The sequence below is a fragment of the Cohnella xylanilytica genome, assembly GCF_014212175.1.
In the GTDB taxonomy this organism is placed as follows: domain Bacteria; phylum Bacillota; class Bacilli; order Paenibacillales; family Paenibacillaceae; genus Cohnella; species Cohnella xylanilytica.
In genome coordinates, this window is record NZ_JACJVR010000097.1 from 83437 (window position 1) to 102477 (window position 19041).

Annotated in this window: 17 protein-coding genes; 8 read left to right on the forward strand and 9 right to left on the reverse strand. The window is 64.0% G+C overall.

Annotated features, from left to right (window positions below; translation table 11 throughout):
* Positions 1-888, reverse strand: a complete 888-nt coding sequence (locus tag H7B90_RS24610) for a carbohydrate ABC transporter permease (protein ID WP_185138543.1) — start codon at positions 886-888, stop codon at positions 1-3.
* Between the two features lie 116 nt (positions 889-1004).
* On the opposite strand from H7B90_RS24610, the gene H7B90_RS24615 reads away from it, so the two are divergent.
* Complete coding sequence (locus tag H7B90_RS24615; RefSeq protein ID WP_185138544.1) at positions 1005-2855, forward strand: cache domain-containing sensor histidine kinase; 1851 nt, start codon at positions 1005-1007, stop codon at positions 2853-2855.
* Complete coding sequence (locus tag H7B90_RS24620; protein ID WP_185138545.1) at positions 2852-4447, forward strand: response regulator; 1596 nt, start codon at positions 2852-2854, stop codon at positions 4445-4447. Before H7B90_RS24615 ends, H7B90_RS24620 begins: the two co-directional genes overlap by 4 nt.
* 388 nt (positions 4448-4835) lie before the next feature.
* Here H7B90_RS24620 and H7B90_RS24625 read toward each other — a convergent pair whose 3' ends face one another.
* Genes H7B90_RS24625 through H7B90_RS24635 form a run of 3 tightly spaced genes read right to left on the reverse strand, consistent with a single transcriptional unit; the run spans position 4836 to position 7683 of the window.
* Positions 4836-5711 (reverse strand): sugar phosphate isomerase/epimerase family protein, encoded by an 876-nt coding sequence (locus H7B90_RS24625; protein ID WP_185138546.1) that lies wholly within the window; start codon positions 5709-5711, stop codon positions 4836-4838.
* 26 nt (positions 5712-5737) lie between these two features.
* Positions 5738-6595 (reverse strand): sugar phosphate isomerase/epimerase family protein, encoded by an 858-nt coding sequence (locus H7B90_RS24630; protein ID WP_185138547.1) that lies wholly within the window; start codon positions 6593-6595, stop codon positions 5738-5740.
* Positions 6592-7683, reverse strand: coding sequence for a Gfo/Idh/MocA family protein (locus H7B90_RS24635; RefSeq protein ID WP_185138548.1), 1092 nt, complete (start codon positions 7681-7683; stop codon positions 6592-6594). Before H7B90_RS24635 ends, H7B90_RS24630 begins: the two co-directional genes overlap by 4 nt.
* 119 nt (positions 7684-7802) lie before the next feature.
* Here H7B90_RS24635 and H7B90_RS24640 point away from each other — a divergent pair, with 119 nt between their 5' ends.
* Together H7B90_RS24640 and H7B90_RS24645 are read left to right on the forward strand one after the other, a co-directional pair.
* Positions 7803-8693: an AraC family transcriptional regulator gene (locus H7B90_RS24640; protein WP_185138549.1), complete on the forward strand. Its 891-nt coding sequence runs from the start codon at positions 7803-7805 to the stop codon at positions 8691-8693.
* A gap of 2 nt (positions 8694-8695) precedes the next feature.
* Positions 8696-9241, forward strand: coding sequence for a GNAT family N-acetyltransferase (locus tag H7B90_RS24645; RefSeq protein ID WP_260411201.1), 546 nt, complete (start codon positions 8696-8698; stop codon positions 9239-9241).
* A 404-nt stretch (positions 9242-9645) separates the two neighbouring features.
* On the opposite strand, the gene H7B90_RS24650 is transcribed toward H7B90_RS24645, so the two are convergent.
* From H7B90_RS24650 to rfbH, 5 genes are read right to left on the reverse strand one after another with little or no spacing between them, the layout of a single operon-like run.
* Complete coding sequence (locus H7B90_RS24650; protein ID WP_185138550.1) at positions 9646-10314, reverse strand: HAD family hydrolase; 669 nt, start codon at positions 10312-10314, stop codon at positions 9646-9648.
* Positions 10315-10371: 57 nt separating this feature from the next.
* Positions 10372-10758, reverse strand: coding sequence for a tautomerase family protein (locus H7B90_RS24655; protein WP_185138551.1), 387 nt, complete (start codon positions 10756-10758; stop codon positions 10372-10374).
* Positions 10759-10801: 43 nt separating this feature from the next.
* On the reverse strand, positions 10802-12733 hold the full coding sequence (locus tag H7B90_RS24660) for a thiamine pyrophosphate-binding protein (protein WP_185138552.1): 1932 nt from the start codon (positions 12731-12733) through the stop codon (positions 10802-10804).
* The gene (gene rfbF / locus H7B90_RS24665) at positions 12730-13518 is read right to left on the reverse strand and encodes a glucose-1-phosphate cytidylyltransferase (RefSeq protein WP_185138553.1); all 789 of its coding nucleotides are present in this window, start codon (positions 13516-13518) and stop codon (positions 12730-12732) included. Before rfbF ends, H7B90_RS24660 begins: the two co-directional genes overlap by 4 nt.
* On the reverse strand, positions 13515-14843 hold the full coding sequence (gene rfbH / locus H7B90_RS24670) for a lipopolysaccharide biosynthesis protein RfbH (protein ID WP_185138554.1): 1329 nt from the start codon (positions 14841-14843) through the stop codon (positions 13515-13517). Before rfbH ends, rfbF begins: the two co-directional genes overlap by 4 nt.
* 159 nt (positions 14844-15002) lie before the next feature.
* Between rfbH and H7B90_RS24675 the strand changes: the two genes are divergently transcribed.
* From H7B90_RS24675 to H7B90_RS24690, 4 genes are read left to right on the forward strand one after another with little or no spacing between them, the layout of a single operon-like run.
* A complete protein-coding gene (locus H7B90_RS24675; protein WP_185138555.1) occupies positions 15003-16400 on the forward strand; it encodes a spore germination protein in 1398 nt (465 codons plus the stop codon).
* Between the two features lie 30 nt (positions 16401-16430).
* A complete protein-coding gene (locus tag H7B90_RS24680) occupies positions 16431-17615 on the forward strand; it encodes a Ger(x)C family spore germination protein (RefSeq protein WP_185138556.1) in 1185 nt (394 codons plus the stop codon).
* Between the two features lie 15 nt (positions 17616-17630).
* Positions 17631-17855 carry a hypothetical protein gene (locus H7B90_RS24685; protein WP_185138557.1) on the forward strand — a complete coding sequence of 75 codons (225 nt, stop codon included), beginning with the start codon at positions 17631-17633 and terminating at the stop codon, positions 17853-17855.
* 18 nt (positions 17856-17873) lie between these two features.
* On the forward strand, positions 17874-18986 hold the full coding sequence (locus H7B90_RS24690; RefSeq protein ID WP_185138558.1) for a GerAB/ArcD/ProY family transporter: 1113 nt from the start codon (positions 17874-17876) through the stop codon (positions 18984-18986).
* The last annotated feature ends 55 nt before the right edge of the window (positions 18987-19041 follow it).

Below are 19041 nucleotides of genomic sequence, written 5' to 3' on the forward strand. Positions count from 1 at the left end.
TTACGCCTCGACCTCCTTCCGCTTCGTCAGCCATACTTGCGTGATGGCGATAACCGACACGAGGATGAAGAAAATCATCGCCTTGGCGGTCCCGAGTCCGTACCGGTTGTTGACGAGCGCTTCCGCGTAGACGTTGTAAGCGAGCGATTGGGTGGACGTTCCCGGCCCGCCCTTCGTCAGGCTCAGGTTCAAGTCGAACATCTTGAACGCGTTCGACGTCGTCAGGAACAGGCACACCGTCACGGCCGGCATAATTAGCGGGATTGTCACCTTCCGCACCGTCTGCCAGTAGCCGGCGCCGTCGATGACCGCCGCCTCCGTCAAGTCCTTCGGGACGCCGACCATCGCGGCGATGTAGATGACCATCATGTAGCCGGCCGTCTGCCAGACGAACACGATGACGAGTCCCCAGAAGCCGGTCTGCGGCGTGCCGAGCCACGGGAGCTCGAACGTCGGCCAGCCGGTCAGCTCTCCGATCGTCTTGAAGCCCTTGGTGAAGATGAACTGCCAGATGTAGCCGAGCAGAATGCCGCCGATGACGTTCGGCAGGAAGAAAATCGTCCTCAGCGCGTTGCGGCTCTTAAGCGGCCGCGACAGCGACAGCGCGAGCAGGAACGCCAGGACGTTCGCGAGGACGACGGTGATGGCCGTGAACCGGATCGTGAACCAGAACGACCTCCAGAATTTATCGTCGTCCGTGAAGATGCGATGGAGATTGTCCATTCCGATCCACTTGGCCTTGTCGAGATCGAGGCCGTTCCACTCCGTGAAGGAGTAGTAGAAGCCGAGCAGGAACGGCACCAGGACGATGATCGCGAACGCGAGCAGGCCCGGCCCGACGAATACCGTCTGCTGCAGCCACTCTCCGTTTTTATTGCGTTTGGGCATGCGGCACTCCCCTTTCCCTCAACCTTACCTTGACTATAAGGGGATCTTGTCAGACAGACCACCGATAGATATGATGGGTTAGGTGTAATATATTGACCTCGGGGTGACGACACGCCATGTTCCGAACGAGCATCCGCAACAAATTGATGGGTCTGCTGCTCGCCGCGACGATCATTCCGATCCTCCTCTCCATGCTTCTGTCCGACCGTTACATCAAGGACGCCGTCACCGAGAAGTCGATCGTCGAGAACCGCGCGATGCTCTCTCTCGGGAAGAACAACATCCTGAACTATGCGAACGCGATCAACGAGATCTCCCTGGACGTCTACAACTCTCTCAATTCGCCGACCTCGCTGTACGCCATGATCGAACGGGGCGTCGCCCCTCATGTCGTCTCCGAGACGTTCGACCGGAACAACCGGATGCTCATCTACGGCCACTTGCTCAACATGTATCAATCGATCAAGGGCGTGCACCAGATCCACCTGCAGCTCCGCGGAGCGGACAACCTGGCCTATCTTCTGTCCCGCGGCTTCTTCACCGGCGGTCCGGTAAGCCGGATCGACTGGCCGGAAGGGCGCGAGTCCGATCCGAAGCCGTTCATCGAAGCTCCGCATCCGAGCGTCAGCTACGAGCTCGATTGGAGCCGCAACGTCAAGCAAGAAAGCGTATTCACGCTGCGCCGGCCCATCATCCGCACTCCGAGCGACGAGGTGATCGGCTACCTGTCCATCGACGTGAAGGCGACGGAATTGGCGCAAATTTGCAGCACTCTCGCCCCTTCGAAGCAAGAGACGCTGTACCTGCTCGACCGCGGCCACCGGGTCATCTGCAGCGACAACACGAATGCGGCTTCCCCGGGCGAGCTTCTTCGCGAGCCGTGGTCGGACAAGCTGTTCGCTTCGGCGGGGGAGAGCGGGACGATCCGCTGGAAGGACGAGAGCTTCTCCGGAATCGTGATCTACGATACGCTTAAGACGAATTACATGGATTGGATCGTCGTCAAGCAGCTTCCCTACTCGTATCTGCACGAGAACGCGAAGACGATCCGGACGATCAACTCCCTGATCGTCGCGCTGTTCCTCGTCATCGTCGTGATCGCCACTCTCGTCGTGTCGGTGCATTTTACGAAGCCGATCAAGCGTCTTATCGGCCACATCAACAAGGTGCAGACCGGCAATCTCGACGTGACCGTCCCCGTGCAGGGCAAGGACGAGATCGGGACGCTGGCCCGCCGGTTCAATTCGATGATCGGCACGATCAAGGACCTCATCAACCGCGAGTACAAGCTGGAGATCGCGAACAAGAACAATCAGCTCAAGGCGATGCAGGCGCAGATCAATCCGCATTTTCTCAACAATGCCCTGCAGTCGATCGGCACCTTGGCGCTTCAGTCCCAGGCTCCGAAGGTATATTCCTTGATCAATTCGTTGGGGAAAATGATGCGCTACAACATGAACACGCGCGACGTCATCGTGCCGTTCGAGGCGGAGCTCGCCCATGCCCGGGCGTTCCTCGAGCTGCAGCAGCAGCGGTTCGCGGATCAATTGAACGTCGCGTACGACGTCGACCCGCGGGCGCTCGGGGTGCTCGTGCCGAAGATGCTGCTTCAGCCGCTCATCGAGAATTACTTCAAGCACGGCTACGAGCCGCAAGGAGGCTCGGGCGAGATTCGGATCGGAGCGCGGATCGAGAAGGAAGAATGGCTCTTCGTGTACGTCGAGGATAACGGAATCGGCATGCCTCCCGACAAGCTGGACGAGCTTCGGCAGCGGCTGGCCCGGCCGTCCGCCCGCATCGGGGGCGACGAGGAGCCTATCGGGCTAGGCAACGTCAGCATGCGGCTTAAGCTATACTTCGACGAGAAGGCGGAGCTGGCGGTCGATTCGCCCGGATCGCGGGGGCCGCGGGGCTTCCGCGTCTCTCTGCGCATCCCGCTTCGCGCCGGACTGGAGGGACAGCGATGAACGTATTGATCGTAGACGACGAGCAGCACGTGCGGGAAGCGGTCAAGCTTCTCGTCGATTGGAGAGGCCTCGGGATCGAAGGCGTCTACGAGGCGGACAACGGAGAGGAGGCGGCCCGGCTGATCGAGCGGGTGCAGCCGGAGATCGTCGTGACCGACATGCGGATGCCGATCCAGGACGGCGTCGACCTGCTCGCGTGGATCCAGAAGAGCGGGCGGCCGATCCAGAGCATCGTCATCAGCGGGCACGACGACTTCGATCTCGTGCGGAGCACGATGAAGTACGGCGGGCAGGATTACCTGCTGAAGCCGATCGACCCGGAGCAGCTGCACGAGGCGCTGCGCAAGGCGGTCGACAATTGGCGGCGAGAGGATCGCGAGAAGAAGCTGAGCCAGCGGCGGGCCATCGAGATGAACCGGCTGAAGCCGGTGTATTGGGACAAGATCTTCTCCAACCTCGTCTCGGAGCCCGCCTCCTACGCCGTCGTGCGAGACAGTCTCGACGAGGAATTCGGGCTCGGCCGGGCGGAGCGCTGCCAGGTCGTCGTGCTCGGCGTCGACACGATGAGCCGCGAAGTGATGGCCAAGTTCGACCGGAACCGGGACCTGCTGTTCTTCTCCGTGACGAACGTCTGCAACGAGTTCCTGCGGCCCGACAACCGCGGGATCGCCTGCCGCTATTGGAACAGCGAGAACGAGGTGCTCATCCTGCTCTGGGACCGGTTCGAGGAGCTGCGGGAGACGCTGGGGAGGATGGACGAGGGCTTCCGTCTGACGCTTCGCTGCCGGTTCGACTTCGGGATCGGGACGGTTGAGGCTTTTCCGTCCGGGGCGGGGGCGTCGTGCCGGACGGCGCGGCTGGCGCTGCGCCGCCGGAGCATGCTCGCGAAGACGACGCGGTTCCACGAGTACGAGCCGGCCGCCGCGAAGGCGGCGATCACGCCGCTGAGGGTGCTCGACCACGAGGAGAGCTTCCGGCTCGCCGCGCTGAACGGCGGCGAAGCGGAGATCCGCGCCGCCGTCCGGCGCTGGATCGACGCGGTGCGCGCCCTGCCGGACATTACGCTCGAGCAGCTCGAGCTGTGGCGGCACGAGTTCGCCGCGCTGCGCGAGCGGTGGGCGAAGGATTCGGCGGCGGCCGCTGGCGGCACGGACACGGCCTCGCCCATGCCGATTCCGCTTGACGACGACGGCTGCCTGTCGCTGCCGCGGTGGGAGGAGGAGCTCGTCGCCCGGCTCCTGCGGATCGCGGAGAGGCGCGGCGGCGAGCGCTCGCGGGAGCGCAACGTCATGGCGGAGATCGCGAGGTACATCGAGCAGAACTACAACCGCGAGCTGACGCTGCAGGAGATCGCCGGGCAGTTCTACTTGAGCCGGGAGTACATCTCGCGCCGGTTCAAGCAGGACTTCGGCGAGAACCTGTCCGACTTCCTCGGCCGCATCCGCATCGAGAGGGCCAAGCTGCTGCTCGGCAATCCGGCGCTCAAGATCGCGGAGATCGCCGAGATGGTCGGCTTCTCGGACGAGAAGTACTTCAGCAAGGTGTTCAAAAAGCTGGAGGGCGTCTCGCCCAACCAATTCCGCAAGGGCTGAGAGCCAGAAAGGGCGTCGCGATTCGCGACGCCTCTTGCCGCTTTGCACGCTCCCCGCTTTCCCGCTAATTTGGCTCAGCCATTGAGTCACTTTTACTCGCTACCCAGCATTCCCGCTAATTTGCCTCAACCACTGAGTCACTTTTGCTCGCTCCCCCCACTTTTCCGCTAATTTGCCTCAGCCAGTGAGTTACTTTTGTTCATTCTCTTGCTGGGTCCCGCCCTTGTGAGTAATTTAATTACTCTCTTTCGCCTACTGCGGCGTTCTTCCGAACATGCGAGTAATCCGGTTACTCTCTTCCACCCCATACACCGCATTCCCCCATCAAACAACAAGCCGGAGCAAAAATCGAGAAGTCTCGATTCTTGCTCCGGCCATAACGCAGCCTTTACTTCCACTGCTGGAGGAAGCGTACCGCGGCGGAGATGTCCTCCTCCGGACGGTCGCCGACTTCGCGTTCGATCGTCAGGTAGCCGGCGTAGCCGATCTCCTGAAGCGCCGCCAGGTAGGCGGGCCAGTCGACCGAGCCCTCGCCGAGCGGCACCTCGCGGAAAAACTCCCCGTTCGCCACCATCTTCGCGATTTTCTCGTGATCCATCGGCTCGTAGCCGAGCGCGCCGTAGATGTTGCGCGGATCGGTCTCCTGCAGGCGAACGCCGTCCTTCGCGTGCGTGTGGACGATGTAGTCGCCGAGCAGCCGTACGCCCGCCGCGGGATCGTCCCCCGTCACCATGACCATGTTCGCCGGGTCGAAGTTGACCGCCACCCCTCGCACGCTCAGCTTGTCGAGGAAGCTCTTGAGCCGGGCCGCCGTCTCCGGCCCCGTCTCGATGGCGAAGTACGCGCCCAGGCTGTTCGCGTACAAGCTCAGTTCCTCGCACGCCGACCGCATCGCCTCGTACACTTCGCTGTTCTCGTCCTCCGGCACGATGCCGATGTGCGTAGTGACGACGTTCGTCCCGAGGTCGAGCGCCAGGTCGAGAATCCGCTTCGACTTCTCGACCTTCCAGACGTTCTCGCTCCGGTCCTGGAAGCCGTGCCCCGCCAGGTCTCCGACAAGAGCGGACACCTCGAGGCCCAGCGACTCGATGTACGCCTTCCACTCCTTGCGCTTCGCGGGCGACAAGTTCTCCGGGTCCATCTCGCCGTGCACCGCGTAGATCTGCACGCCGTCCGCGCCGACCTGCTTCGCCTTGACGAGCCCTTCGCGCACGCCGACCCGGAAGCTGTCCACGATTACGCCGATTTTGTTGTTCAGCTTCATCCCCGTATCCTCTCCTCTGTTGGTCGTCATACCTCGTCCCAGATCCGCCGCGCGTTCGCAAGCCCGATTCGGGTTCCTTGGCGGCACTCTTCCATCCCCTCGAACTCGACGGACAAATACCCGTCGTATCCGGAGCCCTTCACGACGCGCAGCGCTTCCCGCATGTCGATGTCGCCCTGCCCGACGATGGCGCCGCGCAGCCGGTTGCCCGACAGCGTCGGGAACCAGCCCTCGCCCGGGTCCCGCGAAGCCGGACGCAGGTAGAAATCCTTCAGGTGGACCATCGAAGCCGAAGAGATCGTCTTCTTCACCGCGGCGACCGACTCCTCGTCCGCGCACATGAAGTTGCCGACGTCCAGCGTCAGCCGGAAGTTCGGACGGTCCACCGCGCCGATCAGCGCCAGCACCCGGTCGCTCGCTTGGATGTAGTAGCCGTGATTTTCCACGCTCGTCGTGATTCCGAACTGCGCCGCGTAGTCGGCGACCCGCCGGCAGGCTTCCGCCAGCTTCGGCAGCTCCCGCAGGAACAGCCCGACGGACGTGTCCTCCCGCCAAGCGACGTCGTGCCGCATCCGCTTGACGCCGAGCGCGTTCGCGATGTCGACTTCCTTCATCAGCCGCGCGATCTCCGCCTCGAAGCCCGCCTCGTCGTCCGTCGGCACGTTCGCGCCTACGGCGTAATTCGAGAGCTCGAGCCCCGCGTCCTCCGCCTCGCGGCGAATCGTCTCGATCAGGCCGGGATTGTCCGTCAGGTTGAACCCGAACGGAACGATCTCGACGTGCTCGCCCCCCTCGTCGGCGATCCAGCGGATCGCTTCGGCGAGCGTCATCTCCCCGCTCTGGATGGCTCGGGAGAGACTATACGTGCTGACGCCCAGCTTCATGCCCGCTCCGCCTTCCCGTCCGCCTCGGAGAACCGGATCTCCCGTCCCTCTCTGGCCGACTCGTAAATGCCGCACAAGATTTTCATCATCTCGACGCCGTCCTCCACCGGGCTGATCGGCTCCTTGCCGCCGAGCACGCAATCGACGAAGTGATCGACCTCCGCCTGGAAAGCCGCCTCGAAGTTAAAGCCGCCGTTGTCGACTTGAGGAGTTACGTTCAGAATCGTATCGTGCTTCTCCGTGACGATCGACAGGGTCGGAATGACGTCGAAGCCGCCCTTCGTGCCGAACAGCCTCGCCGAGCTCTCGTCTTGCGCGATATGCAGAGCGAAGCTCACATCCACATAGAGGGAAGCCCCATTGTCAAAACGAATCAGAGCATTCGCCAAATCCTCGACCGTATTCAGCGAAGCGTCGTAGTCGGAGGCTTGGTAGAACGACAGCCCCTTCACGTTGGAGCGGTTGCCGAGCTTGTGGTACGCATTGCCGCTGACGGAGACGACCTTCGGCCTTCCCATCAGGTACCAGCACAGGTCGATCACGTGCACGCCGATGTCGATCAGAGGGCCGCCGCCGGAACGCGACTTGTCCGCGAACCAGCCGCCGGGATTGCCGAGACGGCGCAGAATCGACGCCTTGGCGTAGTACAGCTCTCCGAACTCGCCCTGTTCGGCGAACCGGAGCAGCAGCTGCGCGTTCGGGTCGTACCGGCGCACGAAGCCGACTTGCAGGATGCGGCCGCTCGAACGAACCGCCTGCTGAACCGCAAGCGCTTCCTCGACGGTCATGCACAGAGGCTTCTCGACGAGCACGTGCTTGCCCGCGTTCAGGGCGGCGATGCTGATCGGCGCGTGCGTGCTGTTCCAGGTGCAGATGCTGACCGCGTCCAGCTCCGGATCGGCGAGCATCTCCTCGTGACTCGAGTACGCCTTCGCGGCGCCGTATTGGCTCGCGACCGCCTTCGCCCGCTCGAGGTTCATATCGCAGATGGCGTACAGCTCGGAGTTCGGATTGTTCCGGTACGACTTCAGATGCATCTCGGAGATCGAGCCGACCCCGATGACCCCGACTTTCAACGTTGTGGCCAAGTGGAACCTCCCCTTCCTCTTCTCATCAACCTACTTGTAATATAGAATGAGAGGAACGACAGAGGCCATGTAGAGCCTTGCTGAACTTTTGTAAAATCGTGCGGTAGGAGGCGAACGCCATGGAGAAGCCGCTCTCGCTGAGAGAAGCGATGGATATGCCGGATCCTCACTTCCCGATCAAGCTGCACCACTGCCGCTACGATCAGTACGGAGCGACGACGTTCCCTCCCCACTGGCACGAGCATCTCGAATTCCTGTATTTTGTCGAAGGCGAGGCGCGCATTACGTGCAACTCTCTCTCGTACGACGTCGGCCCCGGCGACCTCGTCGTCGTGAACAGCACCGACATGCATCACGGGATGAGCTTGTCGGACCGTTTGTTCTATTTTGCGGTCATTCTTGACCCTTCCTTGCTGCACAGCCAGCTGATCGACGCCGTCGAGACGAAGTACATCACCCCGATCACGCAGAACCGGATCGTGTTCCGCAACCTCATCTCGAACGATCCGGCGGTGACCGACTGCATCGACTCGTTGATCCGGGAATACAAAGGGCGCGAGTTCGGCTACGAGCTGGCCGTCAAGGCGTGCCTGTACCGGCTGCTTACCGTCCTGCTGCGCAACCACGCGATTACCCGCCAGTCTCCCCACGAGTACTCCGCTCGTCTGCGGAACTTGGAGCGGCTCGGGCCCGTTTTCCAATATATCGAGGAAAATTACCGCAGCCGCATCGCCGTCGACGACCTCGCCGCCATCGCGTCTCTCAGCCGGTACCACTTCAGCCGGCAGTTCAAGGAACTGACGGACAAGACGGTCACCGACTACGTCAACTTCGTCCGGATCAACAAGGCGGAGAGCCTGCTGCGCACGACCGGGCTCAGCATCGCGGAGGTCGCGTCGGAGACGGGGTTCGGGGACATTTATTATTTCAGCAAGCTGTTCAAGGCCTATAAGAAAATTCCGCCCTCGAAGTTCCGCAGCGAGAGCGAGGGCGCGATTCGGGAGGGATGACGATGGCCATGGCGATTTACGCGGAGACTTCGAGACTGCGATTGCGAGATTGGAGCGACGCCGACCTGGAGCCGTTCGCGCGGATGAACGCCGACGCGGAGGTGATGAGGTACTTCCCGGCGACGATGTCCGGCGAAGCGACCCGGGCGTTCTATGAATCGATCCTGCGGGACTTCCGGGAGGATGGCTTCGGTTTTTATGCGGCGGAGGAGAAGGAATCGGGAGAGTTCATCGGGTTTATCGGGCTGCGGCGGGTTACGTTCGAGGCCGACTTCACTCCCTGCGTCGAGATCGGCTGGCGTCTGAGGAGGGAGTCGTGGGGACGGGGATACGCGACGGAGGGAGCGGAGGCTTGCCTGGAGCTCGGCTTCGGCGAACTGGGCTTGCCCGAGATTTACAGCTTCACGGCCGAAGTGAATCAACCGTCTTGGAACGTCATGAGGAAAATCGGCATGAGCTTCGTCGGAACGTTCGACCACCCGCGGGTGAGCGCGGACAGTCCGTTATGCAAGCACGTGCTGTATCGGATCGGGAAGCCGGCTCTCTGAGAGGGCTGGCTTCTCATCGAATGAGGCTCAACCGCTGAGGTACTTTGGCCCGCTCCCCCGTATCACTGAGGTGCTTTGGCTCGCTTCCCCGGTTACTTGTTCGGGTATGGTACCGTGTCCGGGGGAGTTACTCGTTCGAAGGGCGTGGAACAACGCAAGGCAATTCGTCAATCGAGGGTTGATACCGTACGGGGGAAAAATTGCTTGTCCGGCATTTTGCACACGTAACGGAACGGATCGACGCTATTTGAGGCCAAAAGAAGGTTTCGGCTCTTTCGCGGTCAAATAAGGTCGCTCAGTTCCGTTAGACCTGACGCTCCCGGGCAGGGGGCTGCGCGCGGTCGTTCGCCGCTTGTCACGCAGCCCCCTTCGCGAAGCCCCGTGCCCGTCAGCTCCGCGCCCCGTCAGCCCCGGCTCTCGAGCCGGGAGAGCCAGTCGCCGAGCGGCTGCTCCGCGAGCGACGGCAGCACGAGGTCCGCCTCCGCGAAGTCCATGAACGCGGTCAGCGGGTTCGGCACCGCGAGTCCGTACAGCCCCGCCGCCTTCGCCGCGCGCAGGCCGTTGATCGAGTCCTCGATCGCGACGGCCTCGTCGGGCCGCACGCCGAGCGAAGCGACGGCCAGCTTGTACAGCGCCGGATCGGGCTTCACCTTCTCGACCTCGTCGGCCGTATGGATCGCTTCGAAATATCCGAGAAGCCCGTGCTCCTTCAGATGCGGCTCCACCATACTGCGGTACGAGCTGGTGGCGAGCCCCAGCTTCAGCCCGCGCCGCCGCGCCTTGTCCAGCGTCTCCATCACGCCGGGGCGAAGCGTAATGTTCTTCACCCTCTCCGAGTAGGAGATCCGGTACCGGTCTTCGATCTCCCGCCGGTTCACCGGCTTCCCGAGCCCCTGCTCCAGCTCCAGGTACGGATCGAACGCTCCCCAGGTCCCGATGCCGGCCGCCCATCTCTCGAGCGACAGCTCCAGCCCGTATTCCTTGAAGATGCCTCGAAAAGCATCGTAAGCCACCGATTCGGTGTCCATTATCGTCCCGTCAAAATCGAATACGATCGCTCGAATCTTCGTCACAGTCGTCTCTCTCCTCCCGGCCTTCGCCGTTCTCTGTCTGCGTCTTCTCTCCCGTTGTTACACGTCGACCCGATAGGACAGGCCGAGCTCGTCCCCCGGCACGCCGCGAATGCCCCAATTGCTCCTCGGCGATTCGATCAGGACGATCTCCAGGTCGTTCTCGGTCAAGCCGCACGCCGCCGTTCTCTCGTACAGCAGGCGAATGAGGTTCTTCTTCGCATCGGCGGAGCGGCCCTCGAACAGAACGATCTCGATGATCGTATAGTGCTCGGAACGGTCGGGCGGGTATAGGAAATCCTCCTTGTCCAAGCCGAAGAACCGCTGGAACCGCTTGTCCTCCGGCAGGCCGAACGCTTCGACCAGGCATTGGTGAACGATGTCGGAGAGCGTCTCGCGGAAGGACCGGAGCCGCTCTCGGATTCCGTATATTTTAACTTGCGCCAATCGGGGTTTCCCTCCTCTTTTTCATCCATCATACCATAAGCTGTCAAAAAACGAGATCGTCCGCCGGCTTCGCGATCATCAGCGACCGGAGAAGCTGCCGGTCCAGCGGCGGGTCCATATCCTCCGGCGGCTTCCCCACCCCAAGCTTCGGGCGAACGTCCGCCCGCGGGTCGATCGCGACCTCCGCGAACGAGGGCCCCTCCTCCGCGAACAGCGCGCCCAGAGCGGGATCCGCTTCCTCCCAGCAGCCGATGCGCCAGGCCGGCAGCCCGTAGGCTCGGGCGACCGCGATCAGGTCGGGGCAGCCGTACCCGTGAACGGTGGAGCCGAGCCGGCCCTGGAAGTTCGTGTCCTGGAACTGGCGCACCATGCCCAGCGAGCGGTTGTTCAGCACGACGACGCGGATCGGCAGCCGCAGCCGCGCCAACGTCTCCAGCTCCTGGACGTTCACCTGGATTCCGCCGTCTCCGGCGATAACGATGACCCGGCGCCCCGGATTCGCCAGCGCCGCCCCGATCGCCGCGGGAAGGCCGAACCCCATGGCGCCCATTCCCCCGGCGTTCAGCATCCGCCGCTTGCCGCCGAGCGGGAACGACTGGCTCGCCCACATCTGGTGCTGCCCGACGTCCAGACAGACGATGTCGTCTTCGCCCGCCCAGCCCCCGAGCCGCTCCATGAACCGGTTCGGATCGATCGGCCCGGACGCGGCGAAGCCCGGCCCTCCCGTCGGCAGGCTCTCCCGGTATTTACGAAGCGCCGCCTTCCACGGTTCCCACGCGGCGGCGTCCGCCCCTTCCGCCGGCCAGCGCGCGAGCAGCCGGCGCAGGAACGAGCCGACGTCGCCGTGCGCCGCGACGGCGGGCGCGATCTTGCGGCCGAGCTCGACCGCGTCGATGTCGACGTGGACGAGCTTGGCTTCGCGCGCGAACAGACGGGGATTCGTCCCCGTCTGGCGGGTGTCCAGCCGCGTGCCTAGCGCGAGCAGCAGGTCGCAGTTGGCGACGGCGAGATTGGCGTACCGGTGGCCGTACGTGCCGATCAGCCCGAGGATCGGCGGCCCGCCTGCCGGAGACCCGCCGGACGGCTGCGCGTCGGATGGCAGCGCGGCGGATGACGGAGCAGCGGATGGCGGTGCGTCAGTTGGCGGTGCGGCGGATGACGGAGCCTCAGATGGCGGGGCGTCGGACGGCAGCGCGTCGAGCCCCATGAGCGAGGCGGCGGCCGGCAGCCCCGCCCTCTCCAGCCATTCGCGCAGCGCCGGCACCGCTCCCGCGCTTCTCACGCCGCCGCCGGCCAACACGAGCGGACGGGACGACCGCCGAAGCCGCTCGAGCGTCCGGCCGACCGCCTCCTCGAGCCCGGCCTCTAACCGGGCCGCTTCCGCCTCCGCCGCGCGATACTCCTCGCTCTCGTAATAGGACTCCAGCGAATCCGGCTCGATCTCCGCCCGCTGCACGTCCATCGGCAGGTCCAGCAGCACCGGCCCCGGCCTGCCGGAACGGGCGACGTACGCGGCCTTCTCCAGCGCGTACCGGATGCGCGAAGCGTCCGCGACGAGCTCCGCGTGCTTGACGAGAGGGGCGGCGACGCGCACGATGTCCGTCTCCTGGAAGCCGTTCTGTCTCACCGGCTCGTCGAACTTGTATTCGTACGTGTTCACCTGCCCCGTCAGGAACAGGCACGGAACCGAATCGAAGTAGCAGCTGCCGATGCCGGTCAACAGGTTAAGCGCCCCGGGCCCGCTCGTCGCCATCGCGGCGCCGAGCCGCTTCGGCTCCGCTTCCCCCGCCAGCGACCGGGCGTACCCTTCCGCCGCGAACGCCGCCGCCTGCTCGTGGTGCATCGACACGGCCGTCAGCGCCGGGTGCTCGTGCACGGCGTCGAGCAGATGCGCGATCGCCCCGCCCGCCATCTCGAACACATGGGCCGCGCCCTCCCGCGCGAGGAACTCCGCCACGTAGCGCGCGCACTTCACGGCCGGTCCCCCCTTCGCCAAGGGGCGCTTCCCGAGCTCCACAGCGCGTCCAGCAGCCGCTGGTCCCGCAGCGTGTCCATCGGCTGCCAGAACCCCGCGTGCCGGTAAGCCATCAGCTCGCCGGCTTCCGCGAGCCGCGCCAGCGGCTCCTTTTCGAACACGGTATCGTCCCCTTCGATCAATCCGAGCACCTCCGGCTCCAGCACGAAGAATCCTCCGTTCACCCAGCCTCCGTCTCCCTTCGGCTTCTCCGCGAACCCCCGAACCTCGTCTCCGTCCGTCAGCTCGAGCGCCCCGAACCGCCCGGCCGGCTGCACCGCCGTCACGGTCGCCAGCTTGCCATGGGCGCGGTGGAACGCCACGAGCCGGCCTACGTCGACGTCCGCCAAGCCGTCGCCGTACGTCATCAGGAACGTTCCGCCTTCCAGATACGGCTCGACCCGCTTCAGCCGCCCTCCCGTCATCGTATCCCGCCCCGTGTCGACGAGCGTGACCTTCCATGGATCCGAGCAGCGCTCATGCACGGTCATGCCGCCGCCTCCGACGGCTCCGAAGTCGAACGTGACGTCCGACTCGTGCAAGTAATAATGCGCGAAATACTCCTTGATGAGATACCCCTTGTAGCCGAGAGGAATGACGAAGTCTTCGAACCCGCAGCAGGAGAAAATCTTCATGATATGCCAAAGGATCGGCTTGTCGCCGATCTCCACGAGAGGCTTCGGACGCAACGCCGTCTCCTCGCTGATTCTCGTGCCGTACCCGCCCGCCAGTATGACCGTCTTCACCGGGCCGCCCCCCTCTCCAGGAAGCCGGCGACGGAGCGGGCCGCGAATTCCAGCATCGGCTCCGTCAGCCCCGGGAAGACGCCGATCCAGAACGTGTCGTTCATGACGCGGTCGGCGTTCGTCAGCTCCCCGTGAACCCGATGCGGAACGTTCTTGTAAGCCGGCTGGCGCAGCAGGTTGCCGCCGAACAGCAGCCGGGTCCCGATCCGCAGCCGGTCGAGCTCCGCCAGCAGCTCCCGCCGGCTCCCGGAGCTCGCTCCGCGCAGGGTGATCGGGAAGCCGAACCAGCTGGGCTCGCTGCCCGCGGTCGGCTCCGGCAGAACGAGCCGGTCCTCGTACGGCGAGAGAGCCTCGCGAAGATAAGCGAAGTTGTCGCGCCGGGCCTGCACGAAGCCGGGCAGCTTGCGAAGCTGCGCGACGCCGATCGCCGCCTGCAGGTCGGTCGCCTTCAGGTTGTAGCCGATATGGCTGTATGTGTACTTGTGATCGTAGCCGGAAGGCAGGTCGCCCAGCGTCCAGTCCCACCGCCGTCCGCACGTGTTGTCGCGGCCCGGCTCGCACCAGCAGTCGCGCCCCCAGTCGCGGAGGGACTCGACGATTTTGCGCAGGAGGGGGTTCGAGGTGAGCACGGCTCCGCCTTCGCCCATCGTCAGATGATGGGCGGGATAGAAGCTGAAGGTGGCGAGATCGCCGAACGTGCCGACGCGCCGGCCGTTATAGAGCGAGCCGACCGCGTCGCAGCAGTCCTCGACGAGCCAGAGGCCGTACTTGTCCGCCAGGCGGCGGATCTCGGCCAGATCGAACGGGTTGCCCAGCGTATGGGCGAGCACGATCGCGCGGGTCCTCTCCGAGATGGCTTGCTCCAGGCCGCCAACGGCTATATTGTAGGTCGGCAAATCGATATCGGCGAATACGGGAACGAGCCCGTTCTGCAAGATCGGGTTGACGGTCGTAGGGAACCCGGCCGCCACCGTGAGCACTTCGTCGCCGGGACGGAGCCTCCGGTCCCCGAGGCGTTCCGACGTCAGCGCGGAGACGGCGAGCAGGTTGGCGCTGGAGCCGGAATTGACGAGCAGCGCGTGGCGGGTTCCGATATAGGCCGCGAATTCGCGCTCGAACTGCCGGGCGAAGCGTCCGGCCGTCAGGCCGAAGTCCATCGCGGCGTCCAGAAGCGCGGCCAGCTCTTCCCCGTCCGCGACCTTGCCGCTGACCGGCACGGGATCGATTCCGGGACGGAACGCGGCCCCTTCGGGCCACGCTGCCTTCGCGTAGGCAGAGGAGAGCTCGAGTATTCGGGCCCGTAGAGCGGCGGCATCGCTTGGCATCGGCGGGAGCCCCCTTGAACGGATAGTTTGTCTAGTATTCATATGTCAAGGGAGCTTCATTGGTGCGGGAAGGCGGAAGGCCGGCAGCGTGCTTCGTCCCCGTCATGCATATTTTTCCTTCCCCCGGCGGAAGCTACCGACAAAAAAAGGAAGGCCCTCATGGAACTGACCGCCTGGATCGCCGACCGGCTTCGGGACCGGAAGGACGTCGTCTCCCAGAAGATCGAGCGCGGGGACTTCGTCTGCACGGTCTATTACCTGACCGACGGCATCGATCTCGAGATGCTGCAGTCCCACGTGCTCAGGCCGCTGCTGAGGCCTTACTACGGCACGGCCGAAGAACGGCTCTCCGATATTTTCAATCATAAATCCTTCTTCACCGCCGTCTATACGTTGGCTCCCGCCCCCGAATCGGCCCTCGCGGGCCTGCTGGAAGGTCAAGCGCTGCTCTGCCTGCCGGGCCAGACGACGGGGCTGCTGTTCCCGTTCCAGAACCGCGCGAAGCGCTCCGTCGGCACGACGGAGAACGAGAAGACGGTCCGGGGACCGAAGGAATCGTTCGTGGAGGACGTCTGGACGAACCTGTCCCTTATCCGCCAACGGACGAAGAGCGACAAGCTCGTCGTCGACGAGTTCGCGATCGGGAGCGAATCCCGCACGGTCGTGCTCCTGCTCTACATGGACGGCAACTGCGCGCCGGAGCTGGCCGAATCGATCCGAACCAAGCTGCTGGCGATCCGCGCCGAACGGGTGCCGGGCAGCAGCTTCATCGAAGAAGCGCTGGACGACCAGCTGGCTTCCCCGTTCCCCAAGATGCTGAACACGGAGAGGCCGGACGTGGCCGCCTCCTCCCTGTTCGAAGGGCGCGTCGTCCTGCTCGTGGAAGGGACGCCGAATTCGCTGATCGCGCCGGCGACGCTGCAGTCGTTCCTCCAATCGGCGGAGGATTATTACCAGCGCTACTTCTTCAGCAGCTGGGTCCGGATGCTGCGCTACCTGTTCTTCTTCGTCAGCCTGGTGCTGCCGTCCGCCTACGTCGCCATCACGACGTTCCATCCGGAGATGCTTCCGTACGCGCTGTTGATCTCGATCGCCTCCAGCCGGGACATCGTGCCGTTCCCCGCCATCCTGGAAGCGTTCATGATGGAGGTCGCGTTCGAGGTGCTGCGGGAGGCCGGCCAGCGCATCCCCTCCACCCTGGGACAGACGATCTCGATCGTCGGGGCGATCGTCATCGGGGAAGCGGCGGTCCAAGCCGGCATCGTCAGCGCGCCCATGGTTATCATCGTGGCGCTGACCGGCATCTCCTCGTTCGTCGTGCCGCACTTCTCGATGACGCTGGCGATTCGCTTCCTGCGGTTCGCCCTCTTGCTCGTGTCCGCTCTGTTCGGGCTCCTCGGGCTGCTCGTCGGTATTTTTTTCGTCTACATCCACCTGCTGTCCATCGACTCCTTCGGAACGCCTTACCTGTCGCCGGTCGTTCCTTATCGGGCCAAGGCCATGAAGGATACCGCCGGACGGTTCCCTTGGACGAGCTGGATGCGGAGGAGCCCTTGAAGCCACGTCGGGAGAAAAGGAGGGAGAACCGTGCGACTCGTCATTCCGTCCGCGCTGCGGCGGATCGCGCTGGGGCTGTCGGCGGCCCTCCCGCTGCTGCTCTCGGGCTGCTGGTCGAAGCAGGAGCTGAACGACCGCTCCTTCGTGTCCACTCTGATGATCGACCGGACCGAAGAGGGCTTGACGGAGGTATCCGCGATGTTCCTGCTCCCCAACCGGGTCACGACGGGCCTGTCGAACAGCACGACGAACCAGAAGCCGTACGCCCTGGTCTCCGGCCGGGGACGGGATATCGCGGAAGCGTTCCAGCGCTTCCAGCGGGACCTGCCCCGCTACGTCACCTGGGGCCATATGCAGGTCATCATCGTCGGAGACCGGTACGCCCGCGCCGGACTGGCCCCTCTGCTCGACTTCCTGGTCCGGATGCCCGACTTCCGGCTGCGGGTGTACGTCTTCCACTTCGCCGGCGAGGCGCGCGAGCTGTCCAAGATCTCCTCGCTGTTCGAACGGTTCCCGACGGAGGTCTGGCGCGAATTCGCCCATATGAAGCAAGCGCCGCCCGTCCAATCCCGGGAGCTGCTCTACGCCCAGTGGAACAATCTCGGGGACGGCTACCTCCCGGGCTTGAATCTGGGGCATAAAGATATTCCCACGGAGCGGGAGAGGGTCGAATGGTCGGGAATCGCCCCGGCGGCCTTAATCAAGGACAACAAGGTAACGGATTTGTTCACGGAGGAGGAGACGACGGGCGTCCTGCTCCTGAACAGCCGGGTTCCGGAGACGGTCTTCACGGTTCCGATCCCCGGTCCCGGAAACGGGCTCGCCAGCGCCCGGCTTGTCGACGTCACGCAGCGGACCGGCGCCTCCCGGAGAGGAGATCGGGTGACGATCCGAACCCGCATCCGGGCCGAAGCGGACCTGATTACGATTCAATCGCCGCTCGACCTGACGAAGCCCGAATCGATCCGGAAGATCGAGCGGGCGCTCGAGGAGCGGCTAGGGGAGCTCGCGGCGGCCGCCGCCCGCAAGGCCAGAGCCCATCAAGCCGACGCCTTCCAATGGAGCGAGTACGTCAAATACGGCTATCCCTCTCTCTGGAAGAAGTGGTCGGGGAGCTTGCGGGAGAACCTGGCCGAGAACGTCTCGCCGAAGTTCGACGTCCGCGTTCATCTGCGGAATACCGGCGAGAGCCGATCTTCCTTGACGAACAAGTAAGGGGGCCTGCAAACCATGTTGATCCTGCTCGCGATCGGATTCGCGCTCATCGCGTCCTACCAGGCCGCGCTTCACCGCCGCGGGCGAACGAGCGGCCGCGACCGCGCGGTCGCTTACGTCCTGTCGGGCTTGACGTTCGTCTACGGCCTCGTATGCCGCTTCGCTCCCGGCTGGGCGAACCCGTTCGTTCCGATTCGCTTCGTGTTCGAACCCGTTCAAAGACTCATTGCGGGCAACTGAGAAAGGAGGGGGAAAATCTTGAAGCAAGAGGGAACGGTAACGGCGCTTCAAACGGGAGGACTGACGTTCCTCTTCGTCTTCTCCACGACGCTCGCTTACCTGATCGGCCCGCTGGCGAAGGAGGCGGGCTCCGACGGATGGATCTGCATCGTGCTGGGCGCCGTCGCCGGAACGGCCCTGGCGATTCCGCCGTTGAGCTTCGCCTTGCGAAGGCCGACGGCTTATCTCGGCTCGTTCGGGGAACGTATCGTAGGCAAGCCGGTCCACAAATGCATTCTCTTCTTGACATCGACCTTCTACCTGCACCTGGCCGCTTACATTCTTCGCGAATTCACCGACTTCTTCGTGCCGTCGTTCTTGAAGGAGACGCCTCCGGTCGCGGTAGCCATACTCGTCCTGACGGCGGCGGCGTTCCTGGCGCAGGTCGGCGTCTCCGGCAGCTTCCGGTTCGCCCAGGGCTGCTTCCTCGTCATCGGCTTGTTCTTCTTGCTGAAGCCGCTCTTCTTCGTCCCGTATCTAGATACGCCGATCTGGCGCGAGTTCGCCCGCATTCACGACTGGAAGACTCTGTGGAAGCAGACGTACGGAATCATTCCCTGGTACGGGGAACTGACGATGCTCGCTTACATCGCGCCGCTGTTCGCCTCGCGCCGGAAGATCCGCGCCGCCGTATGGATCGGCTCGATGGCGGGGACCTATATTCTGCTGACCGAATTCCTTCTGATCGTGCTGTTCTTCGGCCCGAAGCTGGCCGGAGCGCTGTCCTACCCGGCTCTCGACCTGACCGGGTTCGTACACCTGGGCGACTTCCTGCGCAACATGAACGCGCTGATCGTCTCCATCTGGTTCATGGGCTACTTCGTCAAGCTGAGCGTCGTCTTCGCCGTCGGCACGCTGCTGTTCTCCGAGATGCTCGGAGTGCGCGACCCGAAGCCGCTCACCGCCCCGCTCGGCGCTCTCGTCGTCTGCTTCTCCCTGGTATTGGCGCGCAATCCGGTCGAGCTGGCGGGCTACTTCGACGCCAGTTGGGCGACTTACGCGCTGGCCGTCGAGGGCCTGGCGTACGTCTACCCGCTCGTCTCGTGGGCGAGAGGGCGCGCGGGACGCCGGCCGGCCTCGCCGTCGGCCTGAACGGCGGCCTGAACGGCGGCTCGGCGGCGGGCGGCGGGCAAGGGCGGCGGTATGC

Coding starts and splice junctions, on each gene's coding strand:
- H7B90_RS24610 (WP_185138543.1), bottom strand. CDS start 888: ATGCCCAAACGCAATAAAAACGGAGAGTGGCTGCAGCAGACGGTATTC.
- H7B90_RS24615 (WP_185138544.1), top strand. CDS start 1,005: ATGTTCCGAACGAGCATCCGCAACAAATTGATGGGTCTGCTGCTCGCC.
- H7B90_RS24620 (WP_185138545.1), top strand. CDS start 2,852: ATGAACGTATTGATCGTAGACGACGAGCAGCACGTGCGGGAAGCGGTC.
- H7B90_RS24625 (WP_185138546.1), bottom strand. CDS start 5,711: ATGAAGCTGAACAACAAAATCGGCGTAATCGTGGACAGCTTCCGGGTC.
- H7B90_RS24630 (WP_185138547.1), bottom strand. CDS start 6,595: ATGAAGCTGGGCGTCAGCACGTATAGTCTCTCCCGAGCCATCCAGAGC.
- H7B90_RS24640 (WP_185138549.1), top strand. CDS start 7,803: ATGGAGAAGCCGCTCTCGCTGAGAGAAGCGATGGATATGCCGGATCCT.
- H7B90_RS24645 (WP_260411201.1), top strand. CDS start 8,696: ATGGCCATGGCGATTTACGCGGAGACTTCGAGACTGCGATTGCGAGAT.
- rfbH (WP_185138554.1), bottom strand. CDS start 14,843: ATGCCAAGCGATGCCGCCGCTCTACGGGCCCGAATACTCGAGCTCTCC.
- H7B90_RS24675 (WP_185138555.1), top strand. CDS start 15,003: ATGGAACTGACCGCCTGGATCGCCGACCGGCTTCGGGACCGGAAGGAC.
- H7B90_RS24685 (WP_185138557.1), top strand. CDS start 17,631: ATGTTGATCCTGCTCGCGATCGGATTCGCGCTCATCGCGTCCTACCAG.